Origin of the sequence: Azospirillum himalayense (assembly GCF_042657465.1) — a bacterium.
Classification (GTDB): Bacteria; Pseudomonadota; Alphaproteobacteria; order Azospirillales; family Azospirillaceae; genus Azospirillum; species Azospirillum himalayense.
On sequence record NZ_JBHSLC010000021.1, the window covers coordinates 147,674 to 173,633 of the forward strand.

Here is a 25,960-nt window from a genome sequence, read left to right on the forward strand (position 1 = left end):
GCGCAACCCATTATGTAAGGCGTCTTGATCGCTGGAGGCTCGCGCGTCTCTTGAGCGAGACGCGCTTTGATATTGCGGGACGGCCTTCCTTGGGACCCGGTCGCCCGTTGCTTCGGACAGACGCCTCTCCCTCTTCCGACCTCCTCCCGGCGAAAACGCCGGCGTTCCACCGCTCACCATCCTGGTGCGGCGGCCGTGCGCCGTCTTGGTCCTGAGGAAAGGTTACCCTACTTGTCGTCCATCGAAATCACCGCCGCCGACGCCCTCGTTGTTGAGACCGCCGTCGCCGAGACTTCTGTCGTCGAGACTGCCGTCACCGAGGTTGCCGTCGCCGACGAAACCGTGACCGACACCACTGAAACCGTCACCCCCAACGCTTTCGCCGGGCTGGGCGTCCACCCGCTCGTCGTGAAGGCGCTTGAGGCGTTCGAATACAACACCCCGACCCCGGTCCAGGCCGAGGCGATCCCGCCGGCCCTGGAAGGCCGCGACATCCTGGCGACCGCCGAGACGGGCACCGGCAAGACCGCCGCCTTCATGCTGCCGGCGCTGACCCGCACCGTCGAGCTGCCGCGCCTCGGCGTGGCCGCCCCGCGCGTGCTGGTGCTGGCCCCGACCCGCGAGCTGGCCAAGCAGGTCACCGACGCCGCCCGCAAGTACGCCAAGTTCATGAAGTACAACATCGTGGACGTGGTCGGCGGCATGCCCTACCGCGACCAGCTGCGCCTGCTGTCGCGCGCCGTGGACGTGATGGTGGCCACGCCGGGCCGTCTGCTCGACCACGTGTCGCGCAACCGCATCGACCTCAGCGCCGTCGAGGTGCTGATCCTGGACGAGGCGGACCGCATGCTGGACATGGGCTTCCTGGACGATGTGGAAACCATCGCCAAGTGCTGCCCGGACAGCCGCCAGACGCTGCTGTTCACCGCCACGCTGGACCGCCGCATGGCCCAGCTCGCCGGCAACCTGCTGCGCAACCCGGTGCGCGTCGCCGTGGAAAGCGCCACCACCTCGGTGAACGTCGAGCAGCGCCTGCACCACGCCGACGACATGGACCACAAGCGCCGCCTGCTGAAGCACTTCGCGGACCTGCCCGAGGTCGGCAAGGCGATCATCTTCGCCGCCACCAAGCGCGACGCCGATGCGCTGGCCGAGGAGCTGAGCGACGCCGGCCACGCCGCCGCCGCCCTGCACGGCGACATGGACCAGTTCAAGCGCAACCGCACGCTCCAGCGCCTGCGCACCGGCCAGGTCCGCCTGCTGGTGGCGACCGACGTGGCGGCGCGCGGCATCGACGTGCGCGACATCACCCACGTCATCAACTTCGACCTGCCGCGTTCGGCGGAGGACTATGTCCACCGCATCGGCCGCACGGGCCGTGCGGGCGCCTCGGGCGTGGCGATCTCCTTCGCCGCCCGCGCGGACCGCGACGCCCTGTTCCGGATCGAGCGCTACACCGGCACCCGCCTCGACATCCACGTCGTTCCGGGCCTGGAGCCGCAGCGTCCGTTCCAGACCGGCGGCGGCGGCCGTCCGGCGGGCCGTTCGGGTGGCCGTCCGGGTGGCGGCAACGGCGGCGGCTACAACAAGAAGCCGTGGGTGCGCAACGCCAACGGCGGCGCCGAGGGCGGCAAGCCGAACGGCGCCCCGGGTGGCCGTCCGCAGGGCCGTCCGATGAACCGCAACGAGCATGGCCGCAGCGACCATGCCCGCAACGAGCACGGCGGTCACGCCCGCCGCGACTCCCAGGGCGGCAAGCCGGCGCACCGGGCGTCCAAGTGGTAACAGCGGTTCGCCGCTGACATGAAAAAGGCGCGGTCCTTCGGGATCGCGCCTTTTTTCTTGGTCGGGTCGAGTGTGGCGGGCAAGACTTCACACGGATTTCACGGATCGACGCACGGATTTCACGGATTTTTTAAATAATAAATATTGGAAACTTGGCTTTTTGCGCGAGGCACCAGGGATGGCGGTGAGCGGATAAATAAAAATCCGTGTAATCCGTGAAATCGTCCGTGCAATCCGTGTGAAGTCTTGTTCCCCGCACCCGCGTTTCACAGCCCCGCGATTCCCCAGAGCAGCAGCGCCACCAGCAGCGCCAGGATCAATCCGGCCACGGCGTAGACCGCCAGCGCCCGCCCGATGTCGGCGGCGGTGGCGCGGGCGCGGCCCTCGCCGATCCAGGGTTCGGTGATGACTACGCCGCCGTCGCGGTGCGGCCCGCCCAGCGCCAGACCCAGCGCGCCGGCCATGGCGGCGGTCGGCCAACCCATGTTGAGGGAGGCCGCCTTGCCACCGTCCCGCATCATCGTGCGGAAGGCGCCGCCGGCCTTCGCTCCGGCGAAGGGCGCGGCCAGCGCCAGGAGAACCGCCGCCAGCCGCGCCGGGATGGCGTTCAGCGCGTCGTCCAGCCGCGCCGCGGTCTGGCCGAAGCGCTCGTGCCGCACGCCGGCGTGCCCCAGCGCGGTGTCGGCGCCGTCCACCACGGCCCAGACCAGCAGGCCGGGCACGCCCAGCAGGGCGTAGCCGAAGACCGGGGCCACCAGCTTGCGGGCGAAGCCCTTGGCGGCGGCCTCGACGGCGGCGCGGGCTATGCCGTGCTCGTCCAGGCTGAAGGCGTGGCGGCGGGTGAGGGGGGCGACGGCCTCCCGCGCCGGGGCGACTCCGCCCTTGTCCAGGGCACGGCGCACCGCGCGCACCCGCGCCCAGACGCTCCGCCCGCGCAGGGCGGCGAGGATCACCGCCAGTTCCAGCAGCCAGCCGCGGCTCTGCGCGCCGATCCGCTCGACGATCAGGCCGACGGCGACGGCGGCCAGGACGAGCGCCAGCACGACCAGCGCGCCGCGCAGCAGGCGGGCGGTCTTGCCGCGCTCCACCCGGTTCAGCCGCCGGTCGGCCCAGGCGCAGACGCGCTGTGCCAGCGCCGCCGGGTCGGGCAGGACGCGCCCGGTCCAGTCTCCGGCGGCGGCGTCGATGGCCAGGGCCAGCAGCAGCAGGAACAGCGGCCCCGGACCGTTCAGGGGGGCGGCGCCGAGGACGGAGGTGAGCAGGGCGTCGCCCATCGCGGCCTCAGCGCGCTCCGGCCTGGCGCAGCAGGTTCGCCACGCGGGCGTTGCGGCTGTCCTGGGCCCAGCTCAGCGTCGTGCGGCCCGTGAAGTCGGTGCGGTCGGCCTGCGCCCCGGCCTTCAGCAGCCGCTCGACCAGATCGACGCGCCCGAAGCGCGCCGCGGTCATCAGCGGGGTGACGCCCTGGCGGTTGTCCTGGTCGACCTTGGCGCCCTTGGCCAGCAGAAGGTCCACCGCCTCCGGCGTGTCGGCCTCCACCGCGTAGTGCAGCGGGGTGTTGCCGGCCTTGTCGGCGCGGTTGGGGTTGGCCCCGCCGTCCAGCAGAAGCCGCACCAGCTCCGGATGGCCGTTGCCGATGGCCACCAGCAGGACGGGGCGCCCGCTGGAATCGACCTGATTCGGGTTCTCCCCCTTCAGCAGGAGCAGCCGCAGCGCGCTGGCGTCGTTGGACGTCACCGCCTTGACCATGGAGGGGCCTTCCAGGAGGTTGATCTGGGCCAGGGCCGGCGCGGCGACGGGGGCGGTCAGGCCGAGGGCCAGCAGGCTGAGCATCAGCAACCGTTTCATGGCGCGTCCTTTTGTGCGATCCGTATGGGTGTGATCCGTCTTTCGGCCGGGGATACTATCCAGTTTGGCCCGGTTTGGCGACGGCGTCCCGCTGCAAAGGAGCCGCCCATGGTCCGCAACCCGCTCGCCCGCCACATCGCCCTGTTCCTGGCGGTGAAGGCCGCGCTGATCGCGCTGGGCCTGTGGTGGTTCCTCGGCACCATGCCGGAGCCGCGGGGCATGGTGATCCCGCCCGCCGTCGCGGGAAAGCCCTGACGCCGCCTGGTCTGCGAACGGGAACCTCCGCTCGGCGCCCATGGTTGAACATCGACCGGGAAGCGCAACAGGGGAAGACCGCCATGACCTTCGAGAACGATGTGAACGCGAACCGCTCCGCCGGCCATCTGCGCGGCGCCGTGCGCGAAGCCGTGGGCATCTTCGCCAGCCGCGACGCCCTGCAGAAAACCGTCGACGAGCTGACCCTCGCCGGCTTCCAGCGCCATGAGCTGAGCGTGCTCGCCAACGACCAGACCATCCGCGACCATCTCGGCCATGTGCCGCAGCGGGCGGAGGACATCGCCCACGATCCCGACGCGCCGCGCCAGTCCTACGTCTCGCCGGAGGATGTCGGCAGCGTGAAGGGCGTGGCGGTCGGGTTCCCGGCCTATGTCGGGGCGATCCTGGCGACCGGCGCCGTCCTGGCGACCGGAGGCACGGCCCTGGCCGCGGCGGCCGCAGCGGCGGCGGCGGGGGTGGGCGGCGGCGCCATGGGCTCGGTGATGTCGAACTGGCTGACCGACAAGCGCAACGAGCCGATGCTCCAGCACCTCGACAAGGGCGGCATCCTGCTGTGGGTCAATCTGGCCGACGCCGGGCGCGAGCAGCAGGCGTTGGAGATCATGAACCGCCACGCCGCCCAGCCGGTGGAGGTGCATGAGGTGGCGCAGTCCGGCTCCGAGACCTGACCCCGAAGGCCCGAGCCGGCGCGGGCTGGAGCCCGTTGACTCAGGTCATGGCCTTCGCGGCGGGCTTCCCCTATACACGGGCGGTCTTCCAACCGGAGATCCGCCTTGGACGCCCATTCGGCCCTGACGCTTCTCGAAGCCGGCCTCAACCAGTGCGCCGTGGTCATCGATCGCGACGGCGGGCTGCTGGTCGCGCTGCTCACCGCGGGGCTGGTCGGGGGATCGACCCATTGCGCGGGCATGTGCGGTCCCTTCGTCCTGGCCCAGGTCACTGCCCGGCTGGAGCAGGTCCCGGCCTCGCGGATGAGCGAGTTCCACCGGCTGGCCGGGGCGGCGGTGCTGCCCTACCATCTGGGGCGCGGCACCACCTACACGCTGATCGGCGCGGCGGCGGCGGCGGTCGCCGGCCATGTCGGGGCGCTGCCGGGGCTGAAATGGCTGTCGGTGGCGCTGCTGGCCTTCGCGGCGCTGTTCTTCCTCGGCTATGCCGTGAAGGGGCTGACCGCCTGGGTGCCGAAGCTCGACGGCGCGGTGCAGCGCTGGTGGGGCGACCGGGTGTCCCGGCTGGCCCGCCCCCTGTTCGGCAACCCCACGGGTTGGCGTGGCTACGGGCTGGGGCTGGCGCTCGGCTTCATCCCCTGCGGCCTTCTCTACGGGGCGGTGGCGGTGGCCGCGGCGAGCGGCAGCGCGCTCACCGGGGCGCTGGGCATGGCGGCCTTCGCGCTGGGCACCCTGCCGAGCCTGTTGGCGGTCGGCCTCGCCGGGCATCTGGCGGGGCGCACCTGGCGCTCCGCGGTGGCGCGGGCGGCGCCGGTCATCATGGTGGTGAACGCCGGGGTTCTGGGCTGGATGGCGATCCGGATGATCGGGTGAACGCCTTCCCGCTCTGGTTTATTGGAGCTTTTCCGCCGATCCCTTCAGCGCCTCGCCCAGCGGGACCTCGCCGCAGCCGGGCTTGAGCGGCTGCTGCTGGCTCTCGTGCGGCGACCAGCCGGCGAGGTAGAGGATCTGGAAGGTCGCCTCGATGCGGCCGTCCGGCTCGGCGTAGCGCTCGGCGTAGCGGCGGGCGGCGTCGAACAGCAGGGCGCGGGTGGCCGGCACCTTGCGGCGGGCCAGGACGGCGTTGGTCTCGCCCATGCCGCGCAGGTCGCGCATCAGGCGGAAGGCGTCGCTGTAGGTGACGGTGATGACGTCGCTGTCCACCACCGGCAGGGCGAAGCCGGCGCGCTGCATCAGCCCGCCGACGTCGCGGATCTCGGCGAAGGGCGACACGCGGGGCGACACGCCGCCGGCCACCTCCATCTCCGCCTCGTACAGGCAGCGGCGCAGCTCCAGCAGCGTTTCCCCGCCCAGCATGGCCGCGCAGAAGAAGCCGTCGGGCTTCAGCGCCTGCCGCACCTGGACCAGGGCCCCCGGCAGGTCGTTGACCCAGTGGAGGCTGAGGTTGCTGACCACGAGGTCGAAGGTCTCCGGCACGAAGGGCAGGAGCTCCTCGTCGGCGGCGACGGCCAGCGGACCGGCCCTCCGGGCGAAGCCGGGGGAGAGGTCGCAGGCGACCAGCGTCTCGACGCCCTTGCGCCCGCGCAGCGTCCGCCCCATCACCCCGTCGTGGGCGCCGAGGTCGAGGACGGTGGGAAAGGGCCGGGCCACGTCCTCCAGCCGGTCGACGAGGCGTTCGGCCACCTCTTCGAACAGGAAGGCGTGCTCGGCAAAGGCGGGGACGGCGCGGTCGCGGCGGCGGCGGACGAGCGCGCGGTCGAAGACGGTCATGCTGTCGGGCGTGGTCATGCCCGCAATATAGCCCAGCCCCGGCGGGCTACAACCATCGGCGAAGGGGCCGGGCTGTGCTATGGTCGGCGCCGAACGTCGCTGGAGCTTGGCCATGGGCATCGAGGAAGCCATCGGCGCCACCTACGAGGCGCTGATCGTCATCATCAAGATCACCACCCCGGTCCTCGTCGTCACCACGGTGCTCGGCATGCTGCTGACCATCTTCCAGCAGGCCACCAACATCAACGAATCGACGCTGCAGCAGGACCTGAAGATCTTCGCGACGCTGGCGATCCTGTTCATCACCGGGCCGGCGATCTACATCGCGCTGCGCGACTACACCTTCGTGATCTTCGACCGCATCGCTGGCCTGAACTGACCTGAACTGAGGGGGGCGCGCCGCCATGGCCCTTCCGCAGCGGCTGGCGACCAGGGTTCTCGGGGGAATTCTCGACACGCTGCTGCCGCCGCGCTGCCTGTGCTGCGGCGGGGCGGTGGACCGGCAGGGCGGCCTCTGCGCGCCGTGCTGGAGCGGCCTGACCTTCATCGCACCACCACTCTGCGCCGGATGCGGCACGCCCTTCGACTTCGCGCTGGAGGGGGAGCCGCTGTGCGGCGCCTGCATCGCCGAGCCGCCGGTCTTCGCCCGCGCCCGCGCCGTCCTGGCCTACGACGACGGCAGCCGCCCGCTGGTCCTCGGCTTCAAGCACGGCGACCGCATCCACGCCGCCGGGGCCTATGGCGCGTGGCTGGCCCGCGCCGGGGCGGAGTTGCTGGCCGACGCCGACCTGCTGGCCCCGGTGCCGCTGCACCGGCTGCGGCTGTTCCGGCGCCGCTACAACCAGGCGGCCCTGCTCGCCCAGGCGGCGGGCCGGCAGGCCGCGCGCCCAGTGATCCCCGATCTGCTGGTCCGCCGCCGCGCCACCCCGTCGCAGGGCGGGCTCGACCGCTCGGGGCGGCGGCGGAACGTCAAGGGCGCCTTCGCGGTCCGGCCGGGGCTGGAGCCGCGGGTGGCGGGAAAGCGGATCGTCCTGGTCGACGACGTGCTGACCACCGGGGCCACCCTGTCGGAATGCGCGCGGGTTCTGCTGCGCGCCGGGGCGGAGCGGGTGGACGCGTTGACCCTGGCGCGCGTCGTCAAGACGTGAGCCGTGGGTGTGAGCCATGAAAACGTAACGGGTGACGCCGTGCGGCGGTTGATCTTATAACCGTTCAAAACAGCCAAGGAGCCCTCCGCATGGCCGACGTCGTCATCTACACCACGCCCTTCTGCCCCTATTGCTCGCGCGCCAAGCGCCTGCTCGACAGCAAGGGGGTGGCGTACGAGGAGATCGACCTCTACATGCACCCGGGCCGCCGCGAGGAGATGGTGCAGCGGGCCGAGGGGCGCATGACCGTGCCGCAGATCTTCATCGACGGGAAGCCCTACGGCGGCTCCGACGACATCCACGCGCTGGACCGCGCCGGCAAGCTCGACCCGATCCTGGGAATCGGGGGATGAGCGGCGTCCTGAAGGCCGCCTGCGTCCAGGTCAACGCGGGCACGGAGATCCTTCCGAACCTTCAGGCGGCGGGCGATCTGGTCCGCCGGGCGCGCGACGCCGGGGCGGACTTCATCGCCCTGCCCGAGAATGTCAGCATGATCGTGCAGGGCCGCGCCAAGGTGCTGGAGCGGGTGAAGACAGCCGACGAGCATCCGGCGATCCCCTTCTTCGCCGATCTGGCGCGGGAGACCGGGGCCTGGCTGCTCGCCGGGACGCTGGGCGTCCTGCTCGACGACGGGCGGGTGGCGAACCGCAGCTACCTGTTCGACGCCGAAGGGCAGGCCGTCGCCCATTACGACAAGCTCCACATGTTCGACGTCGACCTGAAGGACGGGGAGAGCTACCGCGAATCCGCGACCTTCCGGCCCGGAGACCGCGCGGTTCTGGCGGCCACCCCATGGGGCGGGGTCGGCATGACCGTCTGCTACGACCTGCGCTTCGCCTATCTCTACCGGGCGCTGGCCCAGGCCGGGGCGTCGATCCTGACGGTGCCGGCGGCCTTCACGGTGCCGACCGGGCGGGCGCACTGGCACACGCTGCTGCGCGCCCGCGCCATCGAGACGGGCTGCTTCGTCCTGGCCCCGGCCCAGACCGGCAGCCACGACCAGGGACGGTTGACCTACGGCCATTCCCTGATCGTCGCCCCCTGGGGCGAGGTGCTGGCCGACGCCGAGGAGGCGGTGGGCTTCGTCCTGGCCGAACTGGACATGGCCCGCGTCGAGGAGGCCCGCCGCATGGTGCCGGCCCTGACCCACGACCGGACCTTCACGCTCGACCGGGTCGGCTTCTGAGCGGTCGTCAGGCCGGCAGGGGCCGGGGCTCCGGGTCGCCATCCAGGCCGTGTCCGGCCTCCAGGTCCTTGACCGCGCACAGCCGCTGCACCACCGCGGCCTTGGGCGAGGCGACCTCGCCATGCTCGTAGGCGACGACCTGGAGACGCCCGCGCGCCACCTCCAGAAGCTCGCCGCTGCGCAGCAGGAAGGCAGGGGAGGCGGGGCGGCCGAAGCGGGCGTTGCCCAGAGCGAAGGTCTCGTAGAGCAGAAGGCCGCCCGGTTCCAGCGCGTCGAGGAGGACGGGGAACAGCGGGCGGTGCAGGTAGTTGGTGACCACGATCGCGGCGAAGCGGCGGTCGCGCAGCAGCGGCACCGGCGCACCGCTCTCCAGATCGGCCTCCACCAGTTCCACCCCCGCCGTCCCGGACAGGTCGGCGACCCCGCGCAGGTCGCGGTCCAGCCCGACCACTGGGTGGTTGCGCGCCTGGAACAGCCGCAGGTGCCGCCCCGACCCGCAGGCGAGGTCGAGGACCGTTCCGCCCGTGGGCACCAGCGGCGCGAAACGCGCGACCCAGGGGGAGGGCGGACTGATCGCGGCGTGCGGCAATCCGGAGGTGGACGGCGGTGTGGACAAGGGACGGACGCTCCCGCTCTTTTCATGACGCGTGTTTGACCGCGACGCCGGCGTCGTGCTGAACTGGCAACCGGTCACCGACCGTATATCATGACCATCCGGTCTTCTCATCCTGGAGCATCCGACGGGGACATGATCCTCTTCGTTCTGAAATGCACGGCCGACCACCGGTTCGAAGCCTGGTTCCGCAACGGCGACGCCTATGAGACGCAGGCCGCCGCCAAGGCCATCGCCTGTCCGGTCTGCGGCGACACGCACATCACCAAGGCCCCGATGGCCCCGCGCATCGCCAAAAACGGGCGCTCCAGGGATGAGGCACCCCGGGACGGCGGCGCGCCGGAAGCGGTGCCTGCGGGGGCAAGCGGCGGCGCACCGGTGCCCGCGGCTCCTCCGGCGCCTGCAACGCCATCCGTGCCGGCGGAGTTGCGCGAGCGCTTCGCGACGGAGGTCATGCGTCAACTGACGGAAATTCGCCGTACGGTTGAGACGAATTGCGATTACGTCGGGGACCGCTTCGCCGAGGAGGCGCGACGCATCCATTATGGCGAAACCGATCCGCGCGGAATCTATGGCGAGGCCACCGACAAGGAAGCGGAGGAGTTGAAGGAGGAGGGTGTGACTTTTGGTCGCATACCTTGGCTTCCGCGCACCAATTCTTAAGCCCACGCTTCACGATATTTCGTGCACCCCTCGCCCTTTCGCTGCCATGGGTTTGTGAGCGATCCCCCGGAACAACGGCCGCGGGCTGCGTCAAGCCGCTTTTTAGCGGTTGGCCTGCATCAAAGTTGTTGACGGGATAGTTCGTTACAAAGACCATATGCCCCGAGTGTCTAATATGACCTTGCAAAAATCGCTCGGCACTCGCGAGGGGACGCACTATGAAAGAAAACGCTCAGAGGATTCTCGCGAATCCCAAGTTTCAGGAGCTGGTGCAGAAGCGTAGCGCATTCGCGTGGACGCTTTCGATCGCCATGCTCGTCATCTACTTCGGCTTCATCCTGCTGGTCGCCTTCGGCAAGGGGTTCCTGGGTACCCCGATCGGCAATGGCGTGACCACCTGGGGTATCCCCGTCGGCCTCTTCACCATCATCTCGGCCTTCATCCTGACCGGCATCTACGTGCATCGGGCGAACGGCGAGTTTGATGAGCTGAACCGGCAGATCATGGAGGAGTCGAAGTGATGCGTTCGCTGGTCAATCGTGTGGGCGCCGCGGCCGTCGCGGCCGGCGCGCTCATCCCCGCGTCGGTGCACGCGGCGGCGGTCGAAGGCGCGGTCCAGAAGCAGGCGACGAACTTCTCGGCGATCGTCATGTTCCTGGTCTTCGTGCTGGCCACGCTCGGCATCACCTACTGGGCGGCGCGCCGCACGAAGTCGGCGAAGGACTTCTACGCCGCCGGCGGCGGCATCACCGGCTTCCAGAACGGCCTCGCCATCGCTGGCGACTACATGTCGGCGGCGTCCTTCCTCGGCATCGCCGGCCTCGTCTACACCTCCGGTTTCGATGGTCTGATCTTCTCGGTGGGCTGGCTGGTCGGCTGGCCGATCATCCTGTTCCTGGTCGCTGAGCGCCTGCGCAACCTCGGCAAGTACACCTTCGCCGACGTCGCCTCCTACCGCTTCCAGCAGACCCCGATGCGCACCATGGCCGCCTGCGGCTCGCTCGCCACGGTGACCTTCTACCTGATCGCCCAGATGGTCGGCGCCGGCAAGCTGATCCAGCTGCTGTTCGGCATGGACTACCTGTGGGCGGTGGTGATCGTCGGCGTCCTGATGATCGCCTACGTGACCTTCGGCGGCATGCTCGCCACCACCTGGGTGCAGATCATCAAGGCGGTTCTGCTGCTGTCGGGCGCCTCCTTCATGGCCTTCGCGGTGCTCGCCAAGTTCGGCTTCAGCCCGGAGGCGATGTTCTCCACGGCCGTGCAGGTCCACCCGAAGGCGACCGGCATCATGGCGCCGGGCGCCCTCATCACCGACCCGGTCTCGGCAATCTCGCTGGGCATGGCGCTGATGTTCGGCACCGCCGGCCTGCCGCACATCCTGATGCGCTTCTTCACGGTGTCGGACGCCAAGGAGGCCCGCAAGTCGGTGTTCTACGCCACCGGCTTCATCGGCTACTTCTACATCCTGACCTTCATCATCGGCTTCGGCGCCATCGTGCTGCTGCTGGCCCCGGACGCCACCGGCGCCTATCCGTTCCTCGACGCGGCCAAGCTGGCGGCGGCGGGCGGCAAGCCCAACCCGGCGATGATCATCGGCGGCTCCAACATGGCGGCCATCCACACCGCGCACGCGGTGGGCGGCGACCTGTTCTTCGGCTTCATCTCGGCCGTGGCCTTCGCCACCATCCTCGCGGTGGTCGCGGGCCTGACGCTGGCCGGCGCCTCGGCCGTGTCGCACGACCTGTACGCCTCGGTGATCGCCAAGGGCCGCGCGTCGGAGCATGACGAGATCCGCGTGTCGAAGATCACCACCGTGGTCATCGGCATCGTCTCGATCTTCCTCGGCATCGCCTTCGAGAACCAGAACGTGGCCTTCATGGTCGGCCTCGCCTTCGTGATCGCGGCCTCGGCGAACTTCCCGGTTCTGCTGATGTCGATGTTCTGGAGCCGGATGACCACCCGCGGCGCCGTTCTCGGCGGCTGGATCGGGCTGGTCTCGTCGGTCAGCCTGCTGATCATGGGCCCGACCGTGTGGAAGTCGGTGCTGGGCAACCCGGCCGCCCTCTTCCCGTACGACAACCCGGGCGTCTTCACCATCCCGCTGTCGTTCCTGGCGATCTGGTTCTTCTCGATCACCGACAACAGCAAGGCGGCGCAGGACGAGCGCGAGGCCTACAAGGCCCAGTACATCCGGTCGCAGACCGGCCTGGGCGCCGAAGGGGCTTCCGCTCACTAAAGCGAATGGTCGCACCCGCCTTCCGCAGATGAAGGGGCTGGTGTAATCTTCAAGGCGCCTCAAGACCGTGGTCTTGGGGCGCCTTTTTTATTCACCCCACCGGTTCGTGGAGCGGGTTTTGTCCGACGCCTTCGATTTTTCCGTTCCGCCCTTCGACCGCCTGATGCCGGAGCAGCGGCAGCGGCTCGCCGCGGCGCTCGACCTCGGCGTCTACGCGCGGGACGGCGTGATCCTGAGCCGGGACGAGCCGGCGGATTGCCTGTTCGTGGTGCGGCAGGGGCTGGTCCACGAACGCCGTGGCGGCGAGGTGGTGGCGGTGCACGGCGTCCATGACAGCTTCGACCTCCAGGCGCTGTTCTCCGATGGGCAGGCGCGCAGCTTCGTCGCGGCGGAGGACACGCTGTGCGATCTGGTGCCGCGTCCGATCCTTCTCGAACTGGCGCACGAGAACCCCGCCTTCGGCGCGGTGATCCAGCAGGCGTTCGCCGACCGGCTGAGCGCGCTGGCCAACGAGCGGTCCAACCGCGAAACCGCCGCGTTGACGATGGCGCGCATCCGGCAGGCCTATCTGCACCCGCCGGTCTTCGTCGAGGCCGGAGCGTCCCTGCGCGACGCGGCGGCGGCGATGAAGCGGAACCAGGCGAGCAGCGTGCTGGTCCGTGATGGCGATCCCGGAAAGGGTGGCCGCGTCGGCATCCTGACCGGCACCGACCTGCGCGACCTCGTGGTGCTGGAGGGGCGGCCGGTGGACAGCCCGGTCGGGCCGCTCGCCCGCTACGAACTGCTGACGCTGGACCGCGACGACCTGCTGTTCAACGCGCTGATCCTGATGACCAAGCATTCGGTGCGCCGTCTGGTCATCACCGAGCAGGGCGCGGTCGTCGGCCTGCTGGAGCAGACCGACCTGCTGGCCGTCTTGTCCAACCATTCCCAGGTCGTCGCGCTCAAGGTCGACCGCGCCGCCACGCCGGAGGATCTGGGCCGGGCCAGCCAGGACATCGTCGGGCTGATCCGCACGCTGCACGGCACGGGCGTCAAGGTGTCCTTCATCGCCGACCTCGTGACCGAGCTGAACCGCAAGATCTTCCGCCGCCTGTTCGAGCTGCTGGCCCCGCCCGACCTCCTGGCCAACTCCTGCCTGATCGTGATGGGCAGCGAGGGGCGCGGCGAGCAGCTCCTGAAGACCGACCAGGACAACGGGCTGATCCTGCGCGACGGCTACGAGTGCCCGACGCTGTCCCAGGTGACCGGCGCCTTCACCCGCCATCTGGTGGACTTCGGCTACCCGCCCTGCCCGGGGCGCATCATGGTGTCCAACCCGGACTGGACGCGGCCGCTGGCGCTGTACAAGGATTCCCTCTTCCACTGGATCCACCGGCCCGACGAGGCGGCGCAGATGAACCTCGCCATCTTCTACGACGCGGCGGCGGTGGCCGGGGACGCCGCCCTGCTCGCCGAGGCGAAGGGCTATCTGCTCGGCCGTCTTCAGGACAACCAGATGTTCTTCACCGCCTTCGCCCGCCCGGCGCTGGCCTTCGACACGCCGTCGGGCCTGTTCGGCGGGCTGTTCGAGCGGCGGCGCAGCGAGGCGGTGGACATCAAGAAGGCCGGCATCTTCCCCATCGTCCACGGCGTCCGTGCGCTGGCGCTGGAAAAGCACATGGCGGAGACCAACACGACCGAGCGCATCTGGGTGCTCGCCGACCAGGGCGTTCTCGACCGCGGCATGGCGGGCGAACTGGCCGACGCCTTCACCTTCCTGTCGACGCTGCGGCTGAAGGCCGGGCTGGACGGCAGCGTGTCCGGCACCCAGACCGACAACCTCGTCCGCACGGAGTCCCTGGGCAAGCTCGACCGCGACCAGTTCAAGGACTGTCTGGCGCTGGTGAAAAAGTTCAAGGAACTGCTCGCCTACCACTTCCACCTGAACCACTGACCCTGAACCACTGACCCGCCGGGCGCGCGGGGAGAGGAGGCGGCATGCCGACCGAAACCATTGCCAGCGTGGTCGCCAACGGGGGGGCGCCGTCCGTTCCGGCCATGCCCGAGCATCCCGACCGCGCCCTGCTGCTGTCGGGGGCGGAGAGCGGGGAGCGGGTGGCGATCCATTGCGAGGCCACCTCCTTCGACGCGGCCACGGCGGATCTGCGCAGCGTCGCGGCGTTGCGCATCCGCGGCGGGCGCGTCCTGACCAGCCAGCGTCTGATCCTCTCCTTCTGGCCCACCGAACCGGCGGAGCCGGCGCTGTCCCGTCTGCTGGCCTTCATCGGGAACCGGCCGCTGGTCGGCTACTACCTGGATTTCACCGTAGGGCTTCTCGACCGGCTGGTGCAGCCGATGGTCGGCATGGCCCTGCCGAACCCGCGCATCGAGGTGTCCAGCCTCTATTACGGCCGCAAGGCCAAGGCGCCGGGCAAATACGCGGTCGACCTGCGGCTGGACAGCATCCTGCGCGATCTCGACCTGCCGCCGCGCGCCGGGGAGGACGCCTACGCCAGCGCGCTCGCCGCCGCCATGGTCTATCTGCGCCTGGAGCCGCCGCGGCCCTGACGCTTCATCAAGCCGCCCTTATCAAGCCGCCTTTGTCTGGGCTTTCGAAAGGGTGGGCACCGCCACGATGAAGCGGGTGCCCGGTCCGCCGTCCGGCTGGCGCTCGATGGTCACCTGCGCCCCGGCCTGCTGGGCCAGCGCGCGGACCAGAACCAGCCCCAGCCCGCTCTGGCGCTTGTCGGTCGCGCGGTTCTGCGCGGCGGACGGATCGGGCGGCAGGCCGGCGCCGTCGTCGCGCACCACCATCCGCATGCCCTCGCTCCCCTCCGGCAGCAACTCCACGCTCACCGTGCCGGGATGGCCGAGGGGGAAGGCGTGAAGCAGCGCGTTGGACACCAGCTCGCTGGCGATCAGGGCGAGCGGGGTGGCCTGATCGACATCCAGGCTCCAGGGCTGGGGGGCGTTCACCGTCAGCCGCGCCCCGGTCGGGTTGGTCGAGCGGACCAGCCCGTCGCAGAGCTGGCGCAGGTAATCGGCGAAGTCGATGCGCGCCGGCTGGTCGGAGCGGTAGAGCAGCTCCTGCATCAGGCTCATGCACTGGATGCGGCGCAGGCTCTCGTCGAAAGCGCGGCGGGCCGGCTCGTCGATGCGGGCGGCCTGGAGGCGCAGCAGGCTGCAAATGACCTGAAGGTTGTTCTTCACCCGGTGCTGAACCTCCTTCAGCAGGACCTCCTTGTCGGTCACCGCCGTTTCGAGCTGGGCGTTGGTCCGCGCCAACTCCGCCGTGCGCTGGAGAACCCGCTCCTCCAGCGTGTCGTAGGCGTGCTGGAGCGCGTTCTCCGCCTGCCGCTCCCGCCGGGCGCGCTGAAGGGCCATCCCGCCGATCACCGACACCGCGGCCAGTGCCGCCAGCGCGTAGGAGATGTAGGTCCAGAGCTGCCCTTGCCAGCGCTCCATGACGCTGCTCACCGGAATGGCCACCTCGGCGGTCACGGGCACGCTGTCCACCCGGCGCAGCGCGGAGATTTCCGGCTCCCCGGCGGCCTCCGCCGCGGCGCTGTCGGTGGCGTCCGGCCCCTGGGTCTCGTGCAGCAGCACCGTGCCGTCGGCGCGGCGCAGGGTGATGGAGCGGGCGTAGTCGAAGTCGAAGCTCTTGTAGATGTCGCGGACGTAGCGCGGCGAGACGGCGACCAGGGCGACGCCGCGGAATTGCCCCGGTGTGGCGGCGAGCGGACGCGAGAGCAGGATTAGCGGCTCCTGGCTGTAGCGGTTGTTGTCCAGCGCGGTGATGAAGAGATTTCCCCCCGCCTCGCTGCCGCCCGTCCGTTGGGCCATGAAGTAATCGCGGTCGGCGACGTTCATCGCCGGGGTGGGAAAGCGGCGGGTGGTCAGGACGGGGTTCCCTTCGGCGTCGAACAGCCAGATCGACACCAGATAAGGCGTGCCCCGCACCAGCGCCGCGTAGCGCTCCCAGCCCGCCCGGTCGCTGGGCAGCGGGGCGTCCGCCGGCCCGGCGAGCTGGACCGCCTGCTTCAGGATCAGGTCGCTGGTCTCCACCAGCCGGGCCGCGTGCTCCGCGACCAGCAGGCTGGCGTTGCCGGCGGTGTCCTGGGCGTGCTGCAGGGCCGCCGCCCGGTCGCGCAACGCGAAGCTGGCCGACAGGCCGAGGGTCAGCAGCAGCGCCACCGCGCAGACCATCAGGACCAGCGCCGATCCCGGCATCCGGTAAAGCAGAGGGGAACCTTTGGATCGCAGGGCGCGCAGGGGCATGGGGACGATGCTTCGGGGCATGGAAGGTGGTGGCTTTCGTGGCGGACCAACACTTTTTTGCAGGCTCCTGTTCCCTGGGTACGCCCGTTGAACCGCGCCGCGCCACCCCCTATTGTCGCGTCGGGCCGAAAGGCCGAAGCGGCATCGAGCGCGGGGAGTATGGCGTATGAAGATCGACGGCACGGCCTACCGCACCATCTGGCTGGCGCAGGACGGCTGGTCGGTGGAGATCATCGACCAGACGCGGATGCCGCATGATTTCGCCGTCGCGCGGCTGACCGACCTCGGCGAGGCCGCCCACGCCATCCGCGCCATGCTGGTGCGCGGCGCGCCGCTGATCGGGGCGACCGCCGCCTACGGCGTCGCGCTGGCCATGCGGGCCGACCCGTCCGACGCGGCGCTGAAAGCGGCCCATGCCCGGCTGCTCGCCACCCGCCCGACCGCGGTCAACCTGCGCTGGGCGCTGGAGCGGATGCATGCCCGTCTGGCGCCGTTGCCGCCCGCCGCCCGCGTGGAGGCCGCCTACGCCGAGGCCGCCGCGGTCTGCGATGAGGACGTCGCGATCAACCGCGCCATCGGGGAGCATGGCGCCGCCCTGATCCGCGAAGCCGCCCGGCACAAGGCTCCGGGCGAGCCGGTGAACGTGCTGACCCACTGCAACGCCGGCTGGCTCGCCACCGTCGATTGGGGCACGGCGCTCGCCCCGGTCTATGTCGCCTTCGAGGAGGGCATCCGCCTGCATGTCTGGGTGGACGAGACGCGCCCGCGCAACCAGGGCGCCAGCCTGACCGCCTGGGAGCTGAACCGCCACGGCGTGCCCCACACGGTGGTGGTCGACAACACCGGCGGCCATCTGATGCAGCACGGCATGGTCGACCTGTGCATCGTCGGCACCGACCGCACCACGGCGACCGGCGACGTCTGCAACAAGATCGGCACCTACCTGAAGGCCCTGGCCGCCCGCGACAACGGCGTGCCCTTCTACGTGGCGCTGCCCTCGCCGACCATCGACTGGGGCATGGCGGACGGGGTGAGGGAAATCCCCATCGAGGAGCGCGACGCCCGCGAGGTGACCGAGCTGACCGGCCTCACCGCCGACGGGCGGATCGAGACCATCCGCGTCACCCCGGCCGGCAGCCCGGCGGTCAATTACGGCTTCGACGTCACCCCGGCCCGTCTGGTGACCGGTCTGGTGACCGAGCGCGGCGTCTGCCCGGCGAGCCGGGAGGGGCTGCTGGGTCTGTTCCCGGAGCAGGGCGGCGTGGCGCGCTGACGCCCTCTTTCCAAAAAGCCGCTTACGCCGCGGCGACGACGAGCAGGGCGACGGTCAGCGCCACCGCGTCCTCGATCAGCGCCGCCGGCCGGTCGCGGCCGAAGGCGGCGGCCATGCGCTGGCGCGCCTCGTAGAAAAGGAGCGTGCCGGCGACCGCGCCGAGCCCGCCGGCGAGCAATCCGGGGACCCACGCCTCCGCGTTCGCGCCGATGGCCGACCCCGCGATGGCACCGCTGGCGATGCGGCTGGCGAAGGGGAAGGGGCGTTTGCGGCTGGGGGTGCTCGGCAGCTTGTCGGTGACCAGCTCCCCCACCGCCATCGCGGTGAAGACCCAGGGCGAGACCGGGTGGCCGAGGAAGAACAGCCAGCTTCCCGACAGGTCGAGCCAGCCGCCATAGGCGGCCCAGGAGACCGCCGCCGGCCCCAGCATGGTGCGCGAACCGGCGACGGCGCCGATCAGGACGGCGAGAATCAGGGCAGTCGTCACATTGGTCTCCGGGTCAGTCGGTCCGGCGGTCGCGCAGGGCCTGGATCAGGGTCCGGACCGCCCCGGCGCGGGCGCCGGGACCGCCATGGAGCAGGCGGAGCGCCGCCAGCATCAGCGCCGCGTCGCCGTCGCGCGGCGGGTCGGTGTGGGGAAGCCGCCGGCCGCGCCGCACCGAGACGGTCTTCACCCGCGTCATCTCCAGCAGCCCTTCGGCGCCGCGCGTGACCCCCCAGCCGCTGGCGTGGCGTCCGCCGAAAGGCAGGCGGGGGTCGGCGGTCGGCACGATCAGGTCGTTGACCGTCACCGTTCCGGCGTCCAGCCGCCCGGCCAGCGCACGCGCCTCCTCCTCCGGCCCGAAGACCGAGGCGCCGAGCGCGTAGGGGCTCTGCGCGGCGGCCTCCAGCGCCTCCTCGACGTCGCGAACGGGCACCAGCGACAGGACGGGGGCGAACAGCTCCTCGCGCAGCAGCGCCATGCCCGGCCGCGCGTCGGCCACGATCAGCGGCGTCATCGCCGGGTCGGCGTCCTCGGGCAGCGGACCAACCGGGCGGGCGCCCTCCGCCATCGCCGCCCGGACCAACCCGACGAGGCGCCGCCGCACCGGCAGGGGCACCGCCGCCGGCGGGATCGCCGCCACGCCGCGCGTCAAGGAATGCTCCAGCTCGGCGGCCAGGGCGCGCGGCACGAAGACCCGGCGCGGCGCGATGCAGGTGGCGGAGCCGTTGAGGCGCAGGCCGAAGGCCAGCGCGCGGGCGACCGTGCCGAGGTCGGCGCCCGGCAGGACGAAGACCGCGTCGTTGCCCGACAGCTCCATGGTGGAGGGCACCAGCGAGTCGGCGAGCTGGCGGGCCACCGCCCGGCCGGTGCCGGCCGATCCGGTCAGCACCAGCTTGTCGATGCCGGCGGCGACCGCGTCGGACACCGCGTCGGGAGATTCGTCCAGAAGCTGGAACAGGCCGTCCGGCAGGCCGGACTCGGCCAGCCAGTCCGCCAGCCGCTCCATCGGCGCGGAGCAGCCGGGCGCCGGCTTGACCAGCACCGTGTTCCCGGCGGTCAGCGCCTGAAGCGCCTGCACCCCCGGCAGCAGCAGCGGGTAATTGGACGGGCCGACGATCAGGACGGTGCCGAACGGCTCCCGCCGCACCTCCGCCGCGACGCCGAACAGCCAGACCGGGCGGCCGCGCGCGCCCAGGCGCCGCGGCGCCAGCAGCGCGTCCGCCTCGCGCTCCAGGAAGCGGCAGGCCTCGGCGAGCGGCAGGATCTCCGCGCTCAGGCTCTCGGCCGCGCCGCGTCCGGGGCGGGTCGCCAGCGTGTGCACGAGGTCTTCGGCCTCCGCCGCGATGCGGCGGCGGATTTTGCGGACGATGGACAGTCTTTCGCCTGTATTGCCGACGGCCCACGCCGCGCGCGCAGATGAAAATGGATCGCCGCTCCCGCCTGTCCAAGGGGTTACACCCGGAGGGGTGTGATTGTGGCTGTGATCCATTGCCGGTCCATGTTCGTAACTGCCTTCACACAAGTCGGCAGCTCGGGAGCGTTTGGCAAGCGGATGGAACGGCAAGTCGTGATCATTGGCGCTGGGCCGGGTGGATTGGCATCCGCGATGCTCCTGGCGCTCACCGGGGCGAAGGTCACCGTGCTGGAACGGCGGGACCGCGTCGGCGGCCGGTCGGCCGGCTTCGCGCTCGACGGGTACCGCTTCGACAGTGGCCCGACCTTCTTCCTCTACCCTCGCATTCTGGAGGAGATCTTCGAGGGCTGCGGGCGCCGCCTGTCGGACGAGGTCGATCTGATCCGTCTCGACCCGCTCTACCGGCTGGTCTTCGAGGCCGGCGGGGAGCTGCGGGTCCACGGCGAGATGAAGGCCCTGATGGCGGAGATCGCGCGCCTCAACCCGCGCGACGCCCAGGGGCTGCCGCGTTTCCTGGCCGACAACCGGGCGAAGATGGGGCTGTTCCGCCCGATCCTGGAGACCGACTTCTCCAGCCCTTGGGCGCTGGCCTCGCTGCCGATGCTGAAGGCGCTGGGACGGCTTTCGCCGCAGCGCTCGGTCGATCGCGATCTGTCCCGTTACTTCCAGGACCCGCGCGTCCGCCTCGCCTTCTCTTTCCAGAGCAAGTATCTGGGCATGTCACCCTTCCGCTGTCCCAGCCTGTTCACCATTCTCTCCTTCCTGGAGCATGAGCACGGCGTCTTCCACCCGCGCGGCGGCACCGAGGCGGTGATGGAGGCGATGCGGCGGGTGGCCGAGAGTCTCGGCGTCACCGTGCGGCTGAACGAGACGGTGCGCCACATCCGCTTCCAGGGCCGCCGCGCCGTGGGGGTGCGGACGGAGGCCGGCGAATACCCGGCCGACGCGCTGGTCATCAACGCCGACTTCGCCCGCGCGATGACGACCCTGGTGCCCGACGATCTGCGCCGCCGCTGGAGCGACGCCCGCATCGCCACCAAGAAATTCTCCTGCTCCACCTTCATGCTCTATCTGGGCATCGAGGGGCGGATGGAGGGGTTGGACCACCACACCGTCTATCTGGCGGAGGATTACGCCCGCAACCTCGCCGAGATCGAGGACGGCCGCGAGATGCCCCGCCGCCCGTCGATCTATGTGCAGAACGCCTGCGTGAGCGACCCGGACCTCGCCCCGCCCGGCGGCAGCACCCTCTACATCCTGGTGCCGGTCGGCCACCAGCGCGGCCACATCGACTGGGCGGCCGAGGCGCCGCGCTACCGCCGTCTCGTGCTCGACCGGCTGGCCGGGTTTGGCCTGACCGATCTGGAGCGCCGCATCCGGGTGGAGCGGGTGGTGACGCCGGCCGACTGGGACCGCCAGTTCGCGGTGCACCGCGGCGCCACCTTCAATCTGGCGCACAGCCTGGACCAGATGCTCCACCTGCGGCCGCACAACCGGTTCGAGGACCTGGACGGCGTCTATCTGGTCGGCGGCGGCACCCACCCCGGCAGCGGCCTGCCGGTGATCTTTGAAGGCGCGCGCATCACGTCGCGGCTGCTGGCCTCGGAGCTGGGCCTGCCGACGCCCTGGCGCAGCGAAACCATGGGACTGTCCGGCCTGCCCAAGCGGGCCGTAGCGGGGGGACTGGCATGACGGATCGGATCGCGGTGATCGGCGGCGGCCTGGGCGGTCTGGCGTCGGCGGTGGTTCTGGCGGCGCGCGGCCACAAGGTGGTGCTTCTGGAGAAGAACGGCTGGGTCGGCGGCAAGGCGGCGGTGCTGGAGGAGGGCGGCTTCCGCTTCGACATGGGACCGACCATCCTGACGGTGCCGCGCGTCCTGCGCCGCATCCTGGCGGAGGCCGGCTGCGACCTCGACCGCGAGCTGGAGCTGGTCCGGCTGGAGCCGCAATGGCGCTGCTTCTTCGACGACGGCACCGTGCTGGACCTGTCGGAGAACATTGGCGCGATGGCCGCGGACCTCGACCGGCTGACCCCCGGCCAGGGCGCCGGGGAGGGCTACCGCCGCTTCCAGGCTCTGTCGGAGCGTCTGCACGGCATCTCCGAACGCTTCTTCTTCTGGAAGTCGGTGGAGGATCTGGGCGACACGCTGAAATTCCGCGACAGCATGAACACCAGTACGCTGTCCGACGTGCTGGCGTTGCGCATGGGCAGCACGGTGGCCGGCACCATCCGCAGCCACGTCCCCGACGCCCGCGCCGCCCAGATGCTCGACCATTTCACCCAGTATGTCGGCTCGTCCCCCTACGGCTCCCCGGCGGTGCTCTGCGCCATCGCCCACATGCAGACCAACGACGGCGTCTGGTACCCGATGGGCGGCACCCGCGCCGTTCCGCTGGCGCTGGAGCGGGTGGCGCGGCGTCTCGGCGTCGAGATCCGCACCGGCACCGGCGTCCGCCGGCTGGAAGTGACCGACAAGCGCGTCACCGCCGTCGAGACCGAGGGCGGGGAGCGCATCCCGGTGTCGGCGGTGGTCTCCAACATGGATTCCGTCCGCACCTACGAGGAGTTGGTGGGCGGCGCCCCGGCCAAGCGCTTCCGCAAGCGCCGCCGCTACGAGCCGGCCTGCTCGGGCGTGGTCTTCTATCTCGGGCTCGACCGCGGCTACGACCATCTGCTGCACCACGACTTCGTCTTCTCCCGCGACCCGGCGGAGGAGTTCGACTGGATCTACCGCCGCGGCGAGCCGGCGCCCGACCCGACCTGCTACATCGCCGCCCCCGCCCGCACCGAGCCCGGCGTGGCGCCGCCGGGGGGCGAAGCGCTCTATGTGCTGGTCCACACCCCCTATCTGCGGCCGCACCACGCCTGGTCACGGATGTTGCCGGACTACCGCCGCGTGGTCTTCGACAAGCTGAAGCGCACCGCCGGCATGACCGACCTGGAGGACCGCATCCGCGTCGAGCGCGTCCTGACCCCGCAGGACATCCACGACCGCTACCGCGTGCTGAACGGCGCCATCTACGGGCTGGCCAGCCACGGCCGCTTCATGGGCGCCTTCAAGCCGGGCAACCGTTCGCGCGACGTGGAGGGGCTGTATCTGGCCGGCGGGGCCGCCCATCCGGGGCCGGGCATGCCGATGGTGCTGATGTCGGGCTGGATCGCCGCCGACAGCCTGGACCAGGACCTGCGGAGCGGAGCGCGCGACGGCGACCTGCGCGCCGTCGCCTGAGCGGCGGGCCGGGCATGGGGCCAGGGATGGAGGATGACGGGCTGAGGGACGATCCGGTCGCGCGGCGCTCGCCGGCGCTCTACCGCTTTTTCGGCGCCGTCATGGCGCGGCGGATGCGGCGCGACTTCCACGCGGTGCGGCTGGCCCGGCCGGGCTGGCCGGACCTGCCGGCGGACCGGCCGGTGATCGTCTGCCTGAACCACCCGTCCTGGTGGGACCCCGCCTTGCTGATCGTGATGGGGACCACCCACTACTGCGACCGGCCGGGCTACGGTCCCATCGACGCGGCGATGCTGCGCCGCTACCGCTTCATGGCGCGCATCGGCCTGTTCGGGGTCGAGCCGGGCCGGGCCGGGGCCGCCGCCTTCCTGCGCCACGGCCGGCGCATCCTGGCCGACCCGCGGTCCATGCTGTGGATCACCGCGGAGGGCGCCTTCACCGACCCGCGCCGCCGTCCGGTCCGCCTGCGACCGGGCATCGCCCATCTCGTCCGCCGCGCGCCGGAGGCGGTGGTGGTGCCGCTCGCCGTGGAATACCCGTTCTGGGACGAGAGCACCCCGGAGGCGCTGGCCCGCTTCGGCGAACCCGTCGCGGCCTCCGACTTCTCTGGCTGGCTGGTGCCGGACATCGCCGCCGCGCTGGAACGGCGGCTGGAGGCGACGATGGACGCGCTGGCGCTCGACGCGCAGAGCCGCGACCCGGCGCGCTTCCTGACGCTGATCGACGGCTCGGCGGGGGTCGGCGGCGTCTACGACCTGTGGCGCCGGGCGCGCGCCTGGGCCGGCGGGCAACGCTTCAGCCCTGCGCATGGTGATGCATCCGATAAGGAAGGGGTTTCCCGCCGATGAGCGTCCTCACGCTGCTGGCCGCTCTGTCGCTGGCTCTCGCCCTGCTGCCGCTGGGGCTGGGCCTCCTGAATCTGAGCCTCTACCGCCGCCCAAAGGCCGAGCCGCCGCCGGGCGCCGCCGTCAGCATCCTGATCCCCGCCCGCAACGAGGAGGCCACCATCGCCGCGGCGGTGCGGGCGGCGTTGTCCAGCTGCGGCGTGACGGTGGAGGTGGTGGTGCTGGACGACCATTCCACCGACCGGACGGCGGCGATCGTCCGCGCCCTCGCCGCCCGCGACCCGCGCCTGCGCGTGGAGACGGCGCCGCCGCTGCCGCCGGACTGGTCGGGCAAGCAGCACGCCTGCCAAGCGCTTGCCGGGTTGGCGCGGCACCCGGTGCTGCTGTTCCAGGATGCCGACGTGCGGCTGGCGCCGGACGCCGCCCGGCGGGCCTGCGGCGCGCTGCTGGCGGGCCGAGCGGGGCTGGTCAGCGGCTTCCCGCGCCAGGAGACCGGCACCCTGGCCGAGGCCCTGGTCATCCCGCTGATCCATGTGCTTCTGCTCGGCTACCTGCCGATGGTGGGAATGCGCTGGTCGGGCAGCCCGGGATTCGCCGCCGCCTGCGGCCAGCTGATCGCGGTGCGGCGGGATGCCTATGAGAGGGTCGGCGGCCATGCCGCCATCGCGACGTCGCTGCACGACGGGGTGACGCTGCCGCGCGCCTTCCGCCGGGCGGGGCAGGGGAGCGACCTGTTCGACGCGACCGGCCTCGCCCGCTGCCGGATGTACCGCGGCTGGCGGGAGGTGTGGTCCGGCTTCTCGAAGAACGCGACGGAGGGCATGGCGACCCCCGTCGCTTTGCCGGTCTGGACCCTGCTGCTGTTCGGCGGCCATGTCCTGCCCTGGCTGCTTCTGGGCTGGGCGGCTCTGGCCCCGCTGCCGGACGCCGCGGTCGCCCTGGCGGCGCTGGCCGTGGCGGCGGGGCTGGCGTTCCGCTTGCTGCTGGCCTTGCGTTTTCGTCAGAGTCTGGCCGGCGCGTTGCTCCACCCCGTGGGGATCCTGATCCTTCTGGCGATCCAATGGTCGGCGCTGCTGCGCGCCCGCCGGGGCCGCCCCGCGGAATGGCGGGGGCGCGCCTATCCGTCCACCTCCAGAACGGGTGCACCATGACGACCCCTCGGCACTTCCGGAACGCCCGCAACGCTACGGTGGGCGGATCGCTGGCCGCGCTGGCGCTCCTCCTGGCGACGGCCCAGGCCACCGCCGCCGACCTTGCCATCACCGTCGCCAACGTTGCGAACGCGCAGGGGAAGGTGCTGGTCGCGGTGTGCACCCAGGACACCTTCCTGGGACCCAACTGTCCCTACACCGCGGCAGAACCGGCGCGGCCGGGCAGCGTCACCGTGGTGGTGCACAAGGTGCCGCCCGGCACCTACGCCGTGCAGTCCTTTCATGACGAGAATCAGAACCTCGAACTCGACCGCAACTTCCTCGGCCTGCCGAAGGAGGGCGTCGGCTTCAGCAACGACGCTCCCATGCGCTTCGGCCCGCCGCGCTACGCCGACGCCGCCCTGGCGGTCGCCGAGCCGGCGACGCGCACGACGCTGTCCCTGCGCTATCTGGTCGAGCGCTGATCGTCAGATCACCGCCTTCAGATCACCGGCATCAGACGCCGCCGCCGGGGCGGCGGGTTGCCGCCCTTGCAGGGGCTGTAGCCGCCCGGCGCCAGCTGCCCGAACGTGATGCCGGTGGCCGCGGCGATGTCGGCCAGCCGCTCCAGCCCCAGGACGCGGGTTGCGGCGAGCGCGATGCGCCCGCAGGCCTCGGCGTCGCTGCCGGCGCGGTGGTGGTCGAGCGCGATGCCCAGATGGTCGGCCAAATAATTCAGCTTGTGCGCGGCCAGCTGCGGCCACGCCTTGCGCGCCAGCACCACCGTGCAGAGGTAGCTGCAGGCGGGCCAGACCAGCCCGTAATCGTCCAGCGTGTGGCGCAGCACGCTGATGTCGAAGGAGGCGTTGTGGGCCAGAACCAGCCGGCCCTCCAGCCGCCGGGCGAAACGGTGCCAGACCTCCGGGAACTCCGGCGCACCGGCGACATCCTCCGCCCGCAGGCCGTGGACGGCGGTGTTGAAGGGGTTGAAGCGCATCTCCCGCGGGCGGATCAGATGCTCCTCCGTCTCCACCACGCGCCCGTCCTCGATCCAGGCGACGCCGATGGAGCAGGCACTGGTCCGCGATTCGTTGGCGGTTTCGAAGTCGATGGCGACAGCCTGCATGACGT

General features: G+C 71.0%; 27 protein-coding genes. 19 read left to right on the forward strand and 8 right to left on the reverse strand.

The features are described from left to right. Positions 1-231: 231 nt before the first annotated feature. Positions 232-1,785, forward strand: a complete 1,554-nt coding sequence (locus ACFPMG_RS12570) for a DEAD/DEAH box helicase (RefSeq protein ID WP_376995452.1) — start codon at positions 232-234, stop codon at positions 1,783-1,785. Positions 1,786-2,051: 266 nt separating this feature from the next. Here ACFPMG_RS12570 and ACFPMG_RS12575 read toward each other — a convergent pair whose 3' ends face one another. Then, positions 2,052-3,059: a cobalamin biosynthesis protein CobD/CbiB gene (locus ACFPMG_RS12575; RefSeq protein ID WP_376995453.1), complete on the reverse strand. Its 1,008-nt coding sequence runs from the start codon at positions 3,057-3,059 to the stop codon at positions 2,052-2,054. Between the two features lie 7 nt (positions 3,060-3,066). Next, positions 3,067-3,630, reverse strand: a complete 564-nt coding sequence (locus tag ACFPMG_RS12580) for an ankyrin repeat domain-containing protein (RefSeq protein WP_376995454.1) — start codon at positions 3,628-3,630, stop codon at positions 3,067-3,069. 108 nt (positions 3,631-3,738) lie between these two features. On the opposite strand from ACFPMG_RS12580, the gene ACFPMG_RS12585 reads away from it, so the two are divergent. The 3 genes from ACFPMG_RS12585 to ACFPMG_RS12595 all read left to right on the forward strand — a co-directional run bounded on the left by ACFPMG_RS12585 (position 3,739) and on the right by ACFPMG_RS12595 (position 5,447). Next, positions 3,739-3,885 (forward strand): hypothetical protein, encoded by a 147-nt coding sequence (locus tag ACFPMG_RS12585; RefSeq protein ID WP_376995456.1) that lies wholly within the window; start codon positions 3,739-3,741, stop codon positions 3,883-3,885. An 83-nt stretch (positions 3,886-3,968) separates the two neighbouring features. Then, a complete protein-coding gene (locus ACFPMG_RS12590) occupies positions 3,969-4,574 on the forward strand; it encodes a hypothetical protein (RefSeq protein WP_376995457.1) in 606 nt (201 codons plus the stop codon). Positions 4,575-4,679: 105 nt separating this feature from the next. After that, on the forward strand, positions 4,680-5,447 hold the full coding sequence (locus ACFPMG_RS12595; protein WP_038525830.1) for a sulfite exporter TauE/SafE family protein: 768 nt from the start codon (positions 4,680-4,682) through the stop codon (positions 5,445-5,447). Between the two features lie 18 nt (positions 5,448-5,465). On the opposite strand, the gene ACFPMG_RS12600 is transcribed toward ACFPMG_RS12595, so the two are convergent. Continuing rightward, complete coding sequence (locus ACFPMG_RS12600; RefSeq protein WP_376995458.1) at positions 5,466-6,362, reverse strand: methyltransferase domain-containing protein; 897 nt, start codon at positions 6,360-6,362, stop codon at positions 5,466-5,468. Between the two features lie 94 nt (positions 6,363-6,456). Between ACFPMG_RS12600 and ACFPMG_RS12605 the strand changes: the two genes are divergently transcribed. The 4 genes from ACFPMG_RS12605 to ACFPMG_RS12620 all read left to right on the forward strand — a co-directional run bounded on the left by ACFPMG_RS12605 (position 6,457) and on the right by ACFPMG_RS12620 (position 8,678). Next, a complete protein-coding gene (locus ACFPMG_RS12605) occupies positions 6,457-6,723 on the forward strand; it encodes a flagellar biosynthetic protein FliQ (RefSeq protein WP_035669536.1) in 267 nt (88 codons plus the stop codon). 25 nt (positions 6,724-6,748) lie between these two features. Then, on the forward strand, positions 6,749-7,492 hold the full coding sequence (locus ACFPMG_RS12610; RefSeq protein ID WP_376995459.1) for a ComF family protein: 744 nt from the start codon (positions 6,749-6,751) through the stop codon (positions 7,490-7,492). 89 nt (positions 7,493-7,581) lie between these two features. Further along, positions 7,582-7,845 carry a glutaredoxin 3 gene (gene grxC, locus ACFPMG_RS12615; protein ID WP_188258893.1) on the forward strand — a complete coding sequence of 88 codons (264 nt, stop codon included), beginning with the start codon at positions 7,582-7,584 and terminating at the stop codon, positions 7,843-7,845. Beyond that, on the forward strand, positions 7,842-8,678 hold the full coding sequence (locus ACFPMG_RS12620) for a carbon-nitrogen hydrolase family protein (protein ID WP_376995460.1): 837 nt from the start codon (positions 7,842-7,844) through the stop codon (positions 8,676-8,678). Before grxC ends, ACFPMG_RS12620 begins: the two co-directional genes overlap by 4 nt. Before the next feature lie 7 nt (positions 8,679-8,685). Here ACFPMG_RS12620 and ACFPMG_RS12625 read toward each other — a convergent pair whose 3' ends face one another. After that, on the reverse strand, positions 8,686-9,294 hold the full coding sequence (locus ACFPMG_RS12625) for a class I SAM-dependent methyltransferase (protein ID WP_376995461.1): 609 nt from the start codon (positions 9,292-9,294) through the stop codon (positions 8,686-8,688). Between the two features lie 132 nt (positions 9,295-9,426). On the opposite strand from ACFPMG_RS12625, the gene ACFPMG_RS12630 reads away from it, so the two are divergent. The 5 genes from ACFPMG_RS12630 to ACFPMG_RS12650 all read left to right on the forward strand — a co-directional run bounded on the left by ACFPMG_RS12630 (position 9,427) and on the right by ACFPMG_RS12650 (position 14,743). Beyond that, positions 9,427-9,954, forward strand: a complete 528-nt coding sequence (locus tag ACFPMG_RS12630) for a DUF1178 family protein (protein ID WP_376995462.1) — start codon at positions 9,427-9,429, stop codon at positions 9,952-9,954. Positions 9,955-10,172: 218 nt separating this feature from the next. Then, positions 10,173-10,475: a DUF485 domain-containing protein gene (locus tag ACFPMG_RS12635; RefSeq protein WP_109070658.1), complete on the forward strand. Its 303-nt coding sequence runs from the start codon at positions 10,173-10,175 to the stop codon at positions 10,473-10,475. Next, positions 10,475-12,193 carry a cation acetate symporter gene (locus ACFPMG_RS12640; RefSeq protein ID WP_376995464.1) on the forward strand — a complete coding sequence of 573 codons (1,719 nt, stop codon included), beginning with the start codon at positions 10,475-10,477 and terminating at the stop codon, positions 12,191-12,193. The genes ACFPMG_RS12635 and ACFPMG_RS12640 overlap by 1 nt, the downstream gene beginning before the upstream one ends. Before the next feature lie 118 nt (positions 12,194-12,311). Then, complete coding sequence (locus ACFPMG_RS12645) at positions 12,312-14,129, forward strand: putative nucleotidyltransferase substrate binding domain-containing protein (RefSeq protein ID WP_376995465.1); 1,818 nt, start codon at positions 12,312-12,314, stop codon at positions 14,127-14,129. 44 nt (positions 14,130-14,173) lie between these two features. Continuing rightward, positions 14,174-14,743: a 3'-5' exonuclease family protein gene (locus ACFPMG_RS12650; RefSeq protein WP_376995466.1), complete on the forward strand. Its 570-nt coding sequence runs from the start codon at positions 14,174-14,176 to the stop codon at positions 14,741-14,743. Between the two features lie 21 nt (positions 14,744-14,764). Here ACFPMG_RS12650 and ACFPMG_RS12655 read toward each other — a convergent pair whose 3' ends face one another. Then, positions 14,765-16,453: a sensor histidine kinase gene (locus ACFPMG_RS12655; protein WP_376995468.1), complete on the reverse strand. Its 1,689-nt coding sequence runs from the start codon at positions 16,451-16,453 to the stop codon at positions 14,765-14,767. Between the two features lie 166 nt (positions 16,454-16,619). Between ACFPMG_RS12655 and mtnA the strand changes: the two genes are divergently transcribed. Then, positions 16,620-17,726 carry an S-methyl-5-thioribose-1-phosphate isomerase gene (gene mtnA / locus ACFPMG_RS12660; RefSeq protein WP_376995469.1) on the forward strand — a complete coding sequence of 369 codons (1,107 nt, stop codon included), beginning with the start codon at positions 16,620-16,622 and terminating at the stop codon, positions 17,724-17,726. A 22-nt stretch (positions 17,727-17,748) separates the two neighbouring features. Here mtnA and ACFPMG_RS12665 read toward each other — a convergent pair whose 3' ends face one another. Both ACFPMG_RS12665 and ACFPMG_RS12670 read right to left on the reverse strand, forming a co-directional pair. Next, positions 17,749-18,213, reverse strand: coding sequence for a DUF4126 domain-containing protein (locus ACFPMG_RS12665; protein ID WP_376995471.1), 465 nt, complete (start codon positions 18,211-18,213; stop codon positions 17,749-17,751). 13 nt (positions 18,214-18,226) lie between these two features. Further along, positions 18,227-19,699, reverse strand: coding sequence for an aldehyde dehydrogenase family protein (locus ACFPMG_RS12670; protein WP_376995472.1), 1,473 nt, complete (start codon positions 19,697-19,699; stop codon positions 18,227-18,229). A 63-nt stretch (positions 19,700-19,762) separates the two neighbouring features. Here ACFPMG_RS12670 and crtI point away from each other — a divergent pair, with 63 nt between their 5' ends. Genes crtI through ACFPMG_RS12695 form a run of 5 tightly spaced genes read left to right on the forward strand, consistent with a single transcriptional unit; the run spans position 19,763 to position 25,314 of the window. After that, positions 19,763-21,316: a phytoene desaturase family protein gene (gene crtI / locus ACFPMG_RS12675; protein WP_376995474.1), complete on the forward strand. Its 1,554-nt coding sequence runs from the start codon at positions 19,763-19,765 to the stop codon at positions 21,314-21,316. Continuing rightward, positions 21,313-22,854, forward strand: coding sequence for a phytoene desaturase family protein (locus ACFPMG_RS12680; protein ID WP_376995475.1), 1,542 nt, complete (start codon positions 21,313-21,315; stop codon positions 22,852-22,854). The genes crtI and ACFPMG_RS12680 overlap by 4 nt, the downstream gene beginning before the upstream one ends. Before the next feature lie 14 nt (positions 22,855-22,868). Next, positions 22,869-23,702 carry a lysophospholipid acyltransferase family protein gene (locus ACFPMG_RS12685; RefSeq protein ID WP_376995478.1) on the forward strand — a complete coding sequence of 278 codons (834 nt, stop codon included), beginning with the start codon at positions 22,869-22,871 and terminating at the stop codon, positions 23,700-23,702. Beyond that, a complete protein-coding gene (locus ACFPMG_RS12690; RefSeq protein ID WP_376995480.1) occupies positions 23,699-24,850 on the forward strand; it encodes a glycosyltransferase family 2 protein in 1,152 nt (383 codons plus the stop codon). The genes ACFPMG_RS12685 and ACFPMG_RS12690 overlap by 4 nt, the downstream gene beginning before the upstream one ends. Continuing rightward, on the forward strand, positions 24,847-25,314 hold the full coding sequence (locus tag ACFPMG_RS12695; protein ID WP_376995482.1) for a DUF2141 domain-containing protein: 468 nt from the start codon (positions 24,847-24,849) through the stop codon (positions 25,312-25,314). Before ACFPMG_RS12690 ends, ACFPMG_RS12695 begins: the two co-directional genes overlap by 4 nt. Before the next feature lie 17 nt (positions 25,315-25,331). Here ACFPMG_RS12695 and ACFPMG_RS12700 read toward each other — a convergent pair whose 3' ends face one another. After that, the gene (locus ACFPMG_RS12700) at positions 25,332-25,955 is read right to left on the reverse strand and encodes a 3'-5' exonuclease (protein ID WP_376995484.1); all 624 of its coding nucleotides are present in this window, start codon (positions 25,953-25,955) and stop codon (positions 25,332-25,334) included. Positions 25,956-25,960 lie beyond the last annotated feature (5 nt).

Excerpts from the sequence above, each read along its gene's own strand:
- ACFPMG_RS12635 (WP_109070658.1), top strand. The coding sequence starts at position 10,173 with ATGAAAGAAAACGCTCAGAGGATTCTCGCGAATCCCAAGTTTCAGGAG.
- ACFPMG_RS12580 (WP_376995454.1), bottom strand. The coding sequence starts at position 3,630 with ATGAAACGGTTGCTGATGCTCAGCCTGCTGGCCCTCGGCCTGACCGCC.
- crtI (WP_376995474.1), top strand. The coding sequence starts at position 19,763 with ATGGAACGGCAAGTCGTGATCATTGGCGCTGGGCCGGGTGGATTGGCA.
- ACFPMG_RS12680 (WP_376995475.1), top strand. The coding sequence starts at position 21,313 with ATGACGGATCGGATCGCGGTGATCGGCGGCGGCCTGGGCGGTCTGGCG.
- ACFPMG_RS12600 (WP_376995458.1), bottom strand. The coding sequence starts at position 6,362 with ATGACCACGCCCGACAGCATGACCGTCTTCGACCGCGCGCTCGTCCGC.
- ACFPMG_RS12620 (WP_376995460.1), top strand. The coding sequence starts at position 7,842 with ATGAGCGGCGTCCTGAAGGCCGCCTGCGTCCAGGTCAACGCGGGCACG.
- ACFPMG_RS12650 (WP_376995466.1), top strand. The coding sequence starts at position 14,174 with ATGCCGACCGAAACCATTGCCAGCGTGGTCGCCAACGGGGGGGCGCCG.
- ACFPMG_RS12655 (WP_376995468.1), bottom strand. The coding sequence starts at position 16,453 with ATGCCCCTGCGCGCCCTGCGATCCAAAGGTTCCCCTCTGCTTTACCGG.
- ACFPMG_RS12575 (WP_376995453.1), bottom strand. The coding sequence starts at position 3,059 with ATGGGCGACGCCCTGCTCACCTCCGTCCTCGGCGCCGCCCCCCTGAAC.
- mtnA (WP_376995469.1), top strand. The coding sequence starts at position 16,620 with ATGAAGATCGACGGCACGGCCTACCGCACCATCTGGCTGGCGCAGGAC.
- ACFPMG_RS12695 (WP_376995482.1), top strand. The coding sequence starts at position 24,847 with ATGACGACCCCTCGGCACTTCCGGAACGCCCGCAACGCTACGGTGGGC.
- grxC (WP_188258893.1), top strand. The coding sequence starts at position 7,582 with ATGGCCGACGTCGTCATCTACACCACGCCCTTCTGCCCCTATTGCTCG.
- ACFPMG_RS12685 (WP_376995478.1), top strand. The coding sequence starts at position 22,869 with ATGGGGCCAGGGATGGAGGATGACGGGCTGAGGGACGATCCGGTCGCG.
- ACFPMG_RS12630 (WP_376995462.1), top strand. The coding sequence starts at position 9,427 with ATGATCCTCTTCGTTCTGAAATGCACGGCCGACCACCGGTTCGAAGCC.
- ACFPMG_RS12690 (WP_376995480.1), top strand. The coding sequence starts at position 23,699 with ATGAGCGTCCTCACGCTGCTGGCCGCTCTGTCGCTGGCTCTCGCCCTG.
- ACFPMG_RS12590 (WP_376995457.1), top strand. The coding sequence starts at position 3,969 with ATGACCTTCGAGAACGATGTGAACGCGAACCGCTCCGCCGGCCATCTG.
- ACFPMG_RS12610 (WP_376995459.1), top strand. The coding sequence starts at position 6,749 with ATGGCCCTTCCGCAGCGGCTGGCGACCAGGGTTCTCGGGGGAATTCTC.
- ACFPMG_RS12585 (WP_376995456.1), top strand. The coding sequence starts at position 3,739 with ATGGTCCGCAACCCGCTCGCCCGCCACATCGCCCTGTTCCTGGCGGTG.
- ACFPMG_RS12670 (WP_376995472.1), bottom strand. The coding sequence starts at position 19,699 with ATGGATCACAGCCACAATCACACCCCTCCGGGTGTAACCCCTTGGACA.
- ACFPMG_RS12700 (WP_376995484.1), bottom strand. The coding sequence starts at position 25,955 with ATGCAGGCTGTCGCCATCGACTTCGAAACCGCCAACGAATCGCGGACC.
- ACFPMG_RS12640 (WP_376995464.1), top strand. The coding sequence starts at position 10,475 with ATGCGTTCGCTGGTCAATCGTGTGGGCGCCGCGGCCGTCGCGGCCGGC.
- ACFPMG_RS12605 (WP_035669536.1), top strand. The coding sequence starts at position 6,457 with ATGGGCATCGAGGAAGCCATCGGCGCCACCTACGAGGCGCTGATCGTC.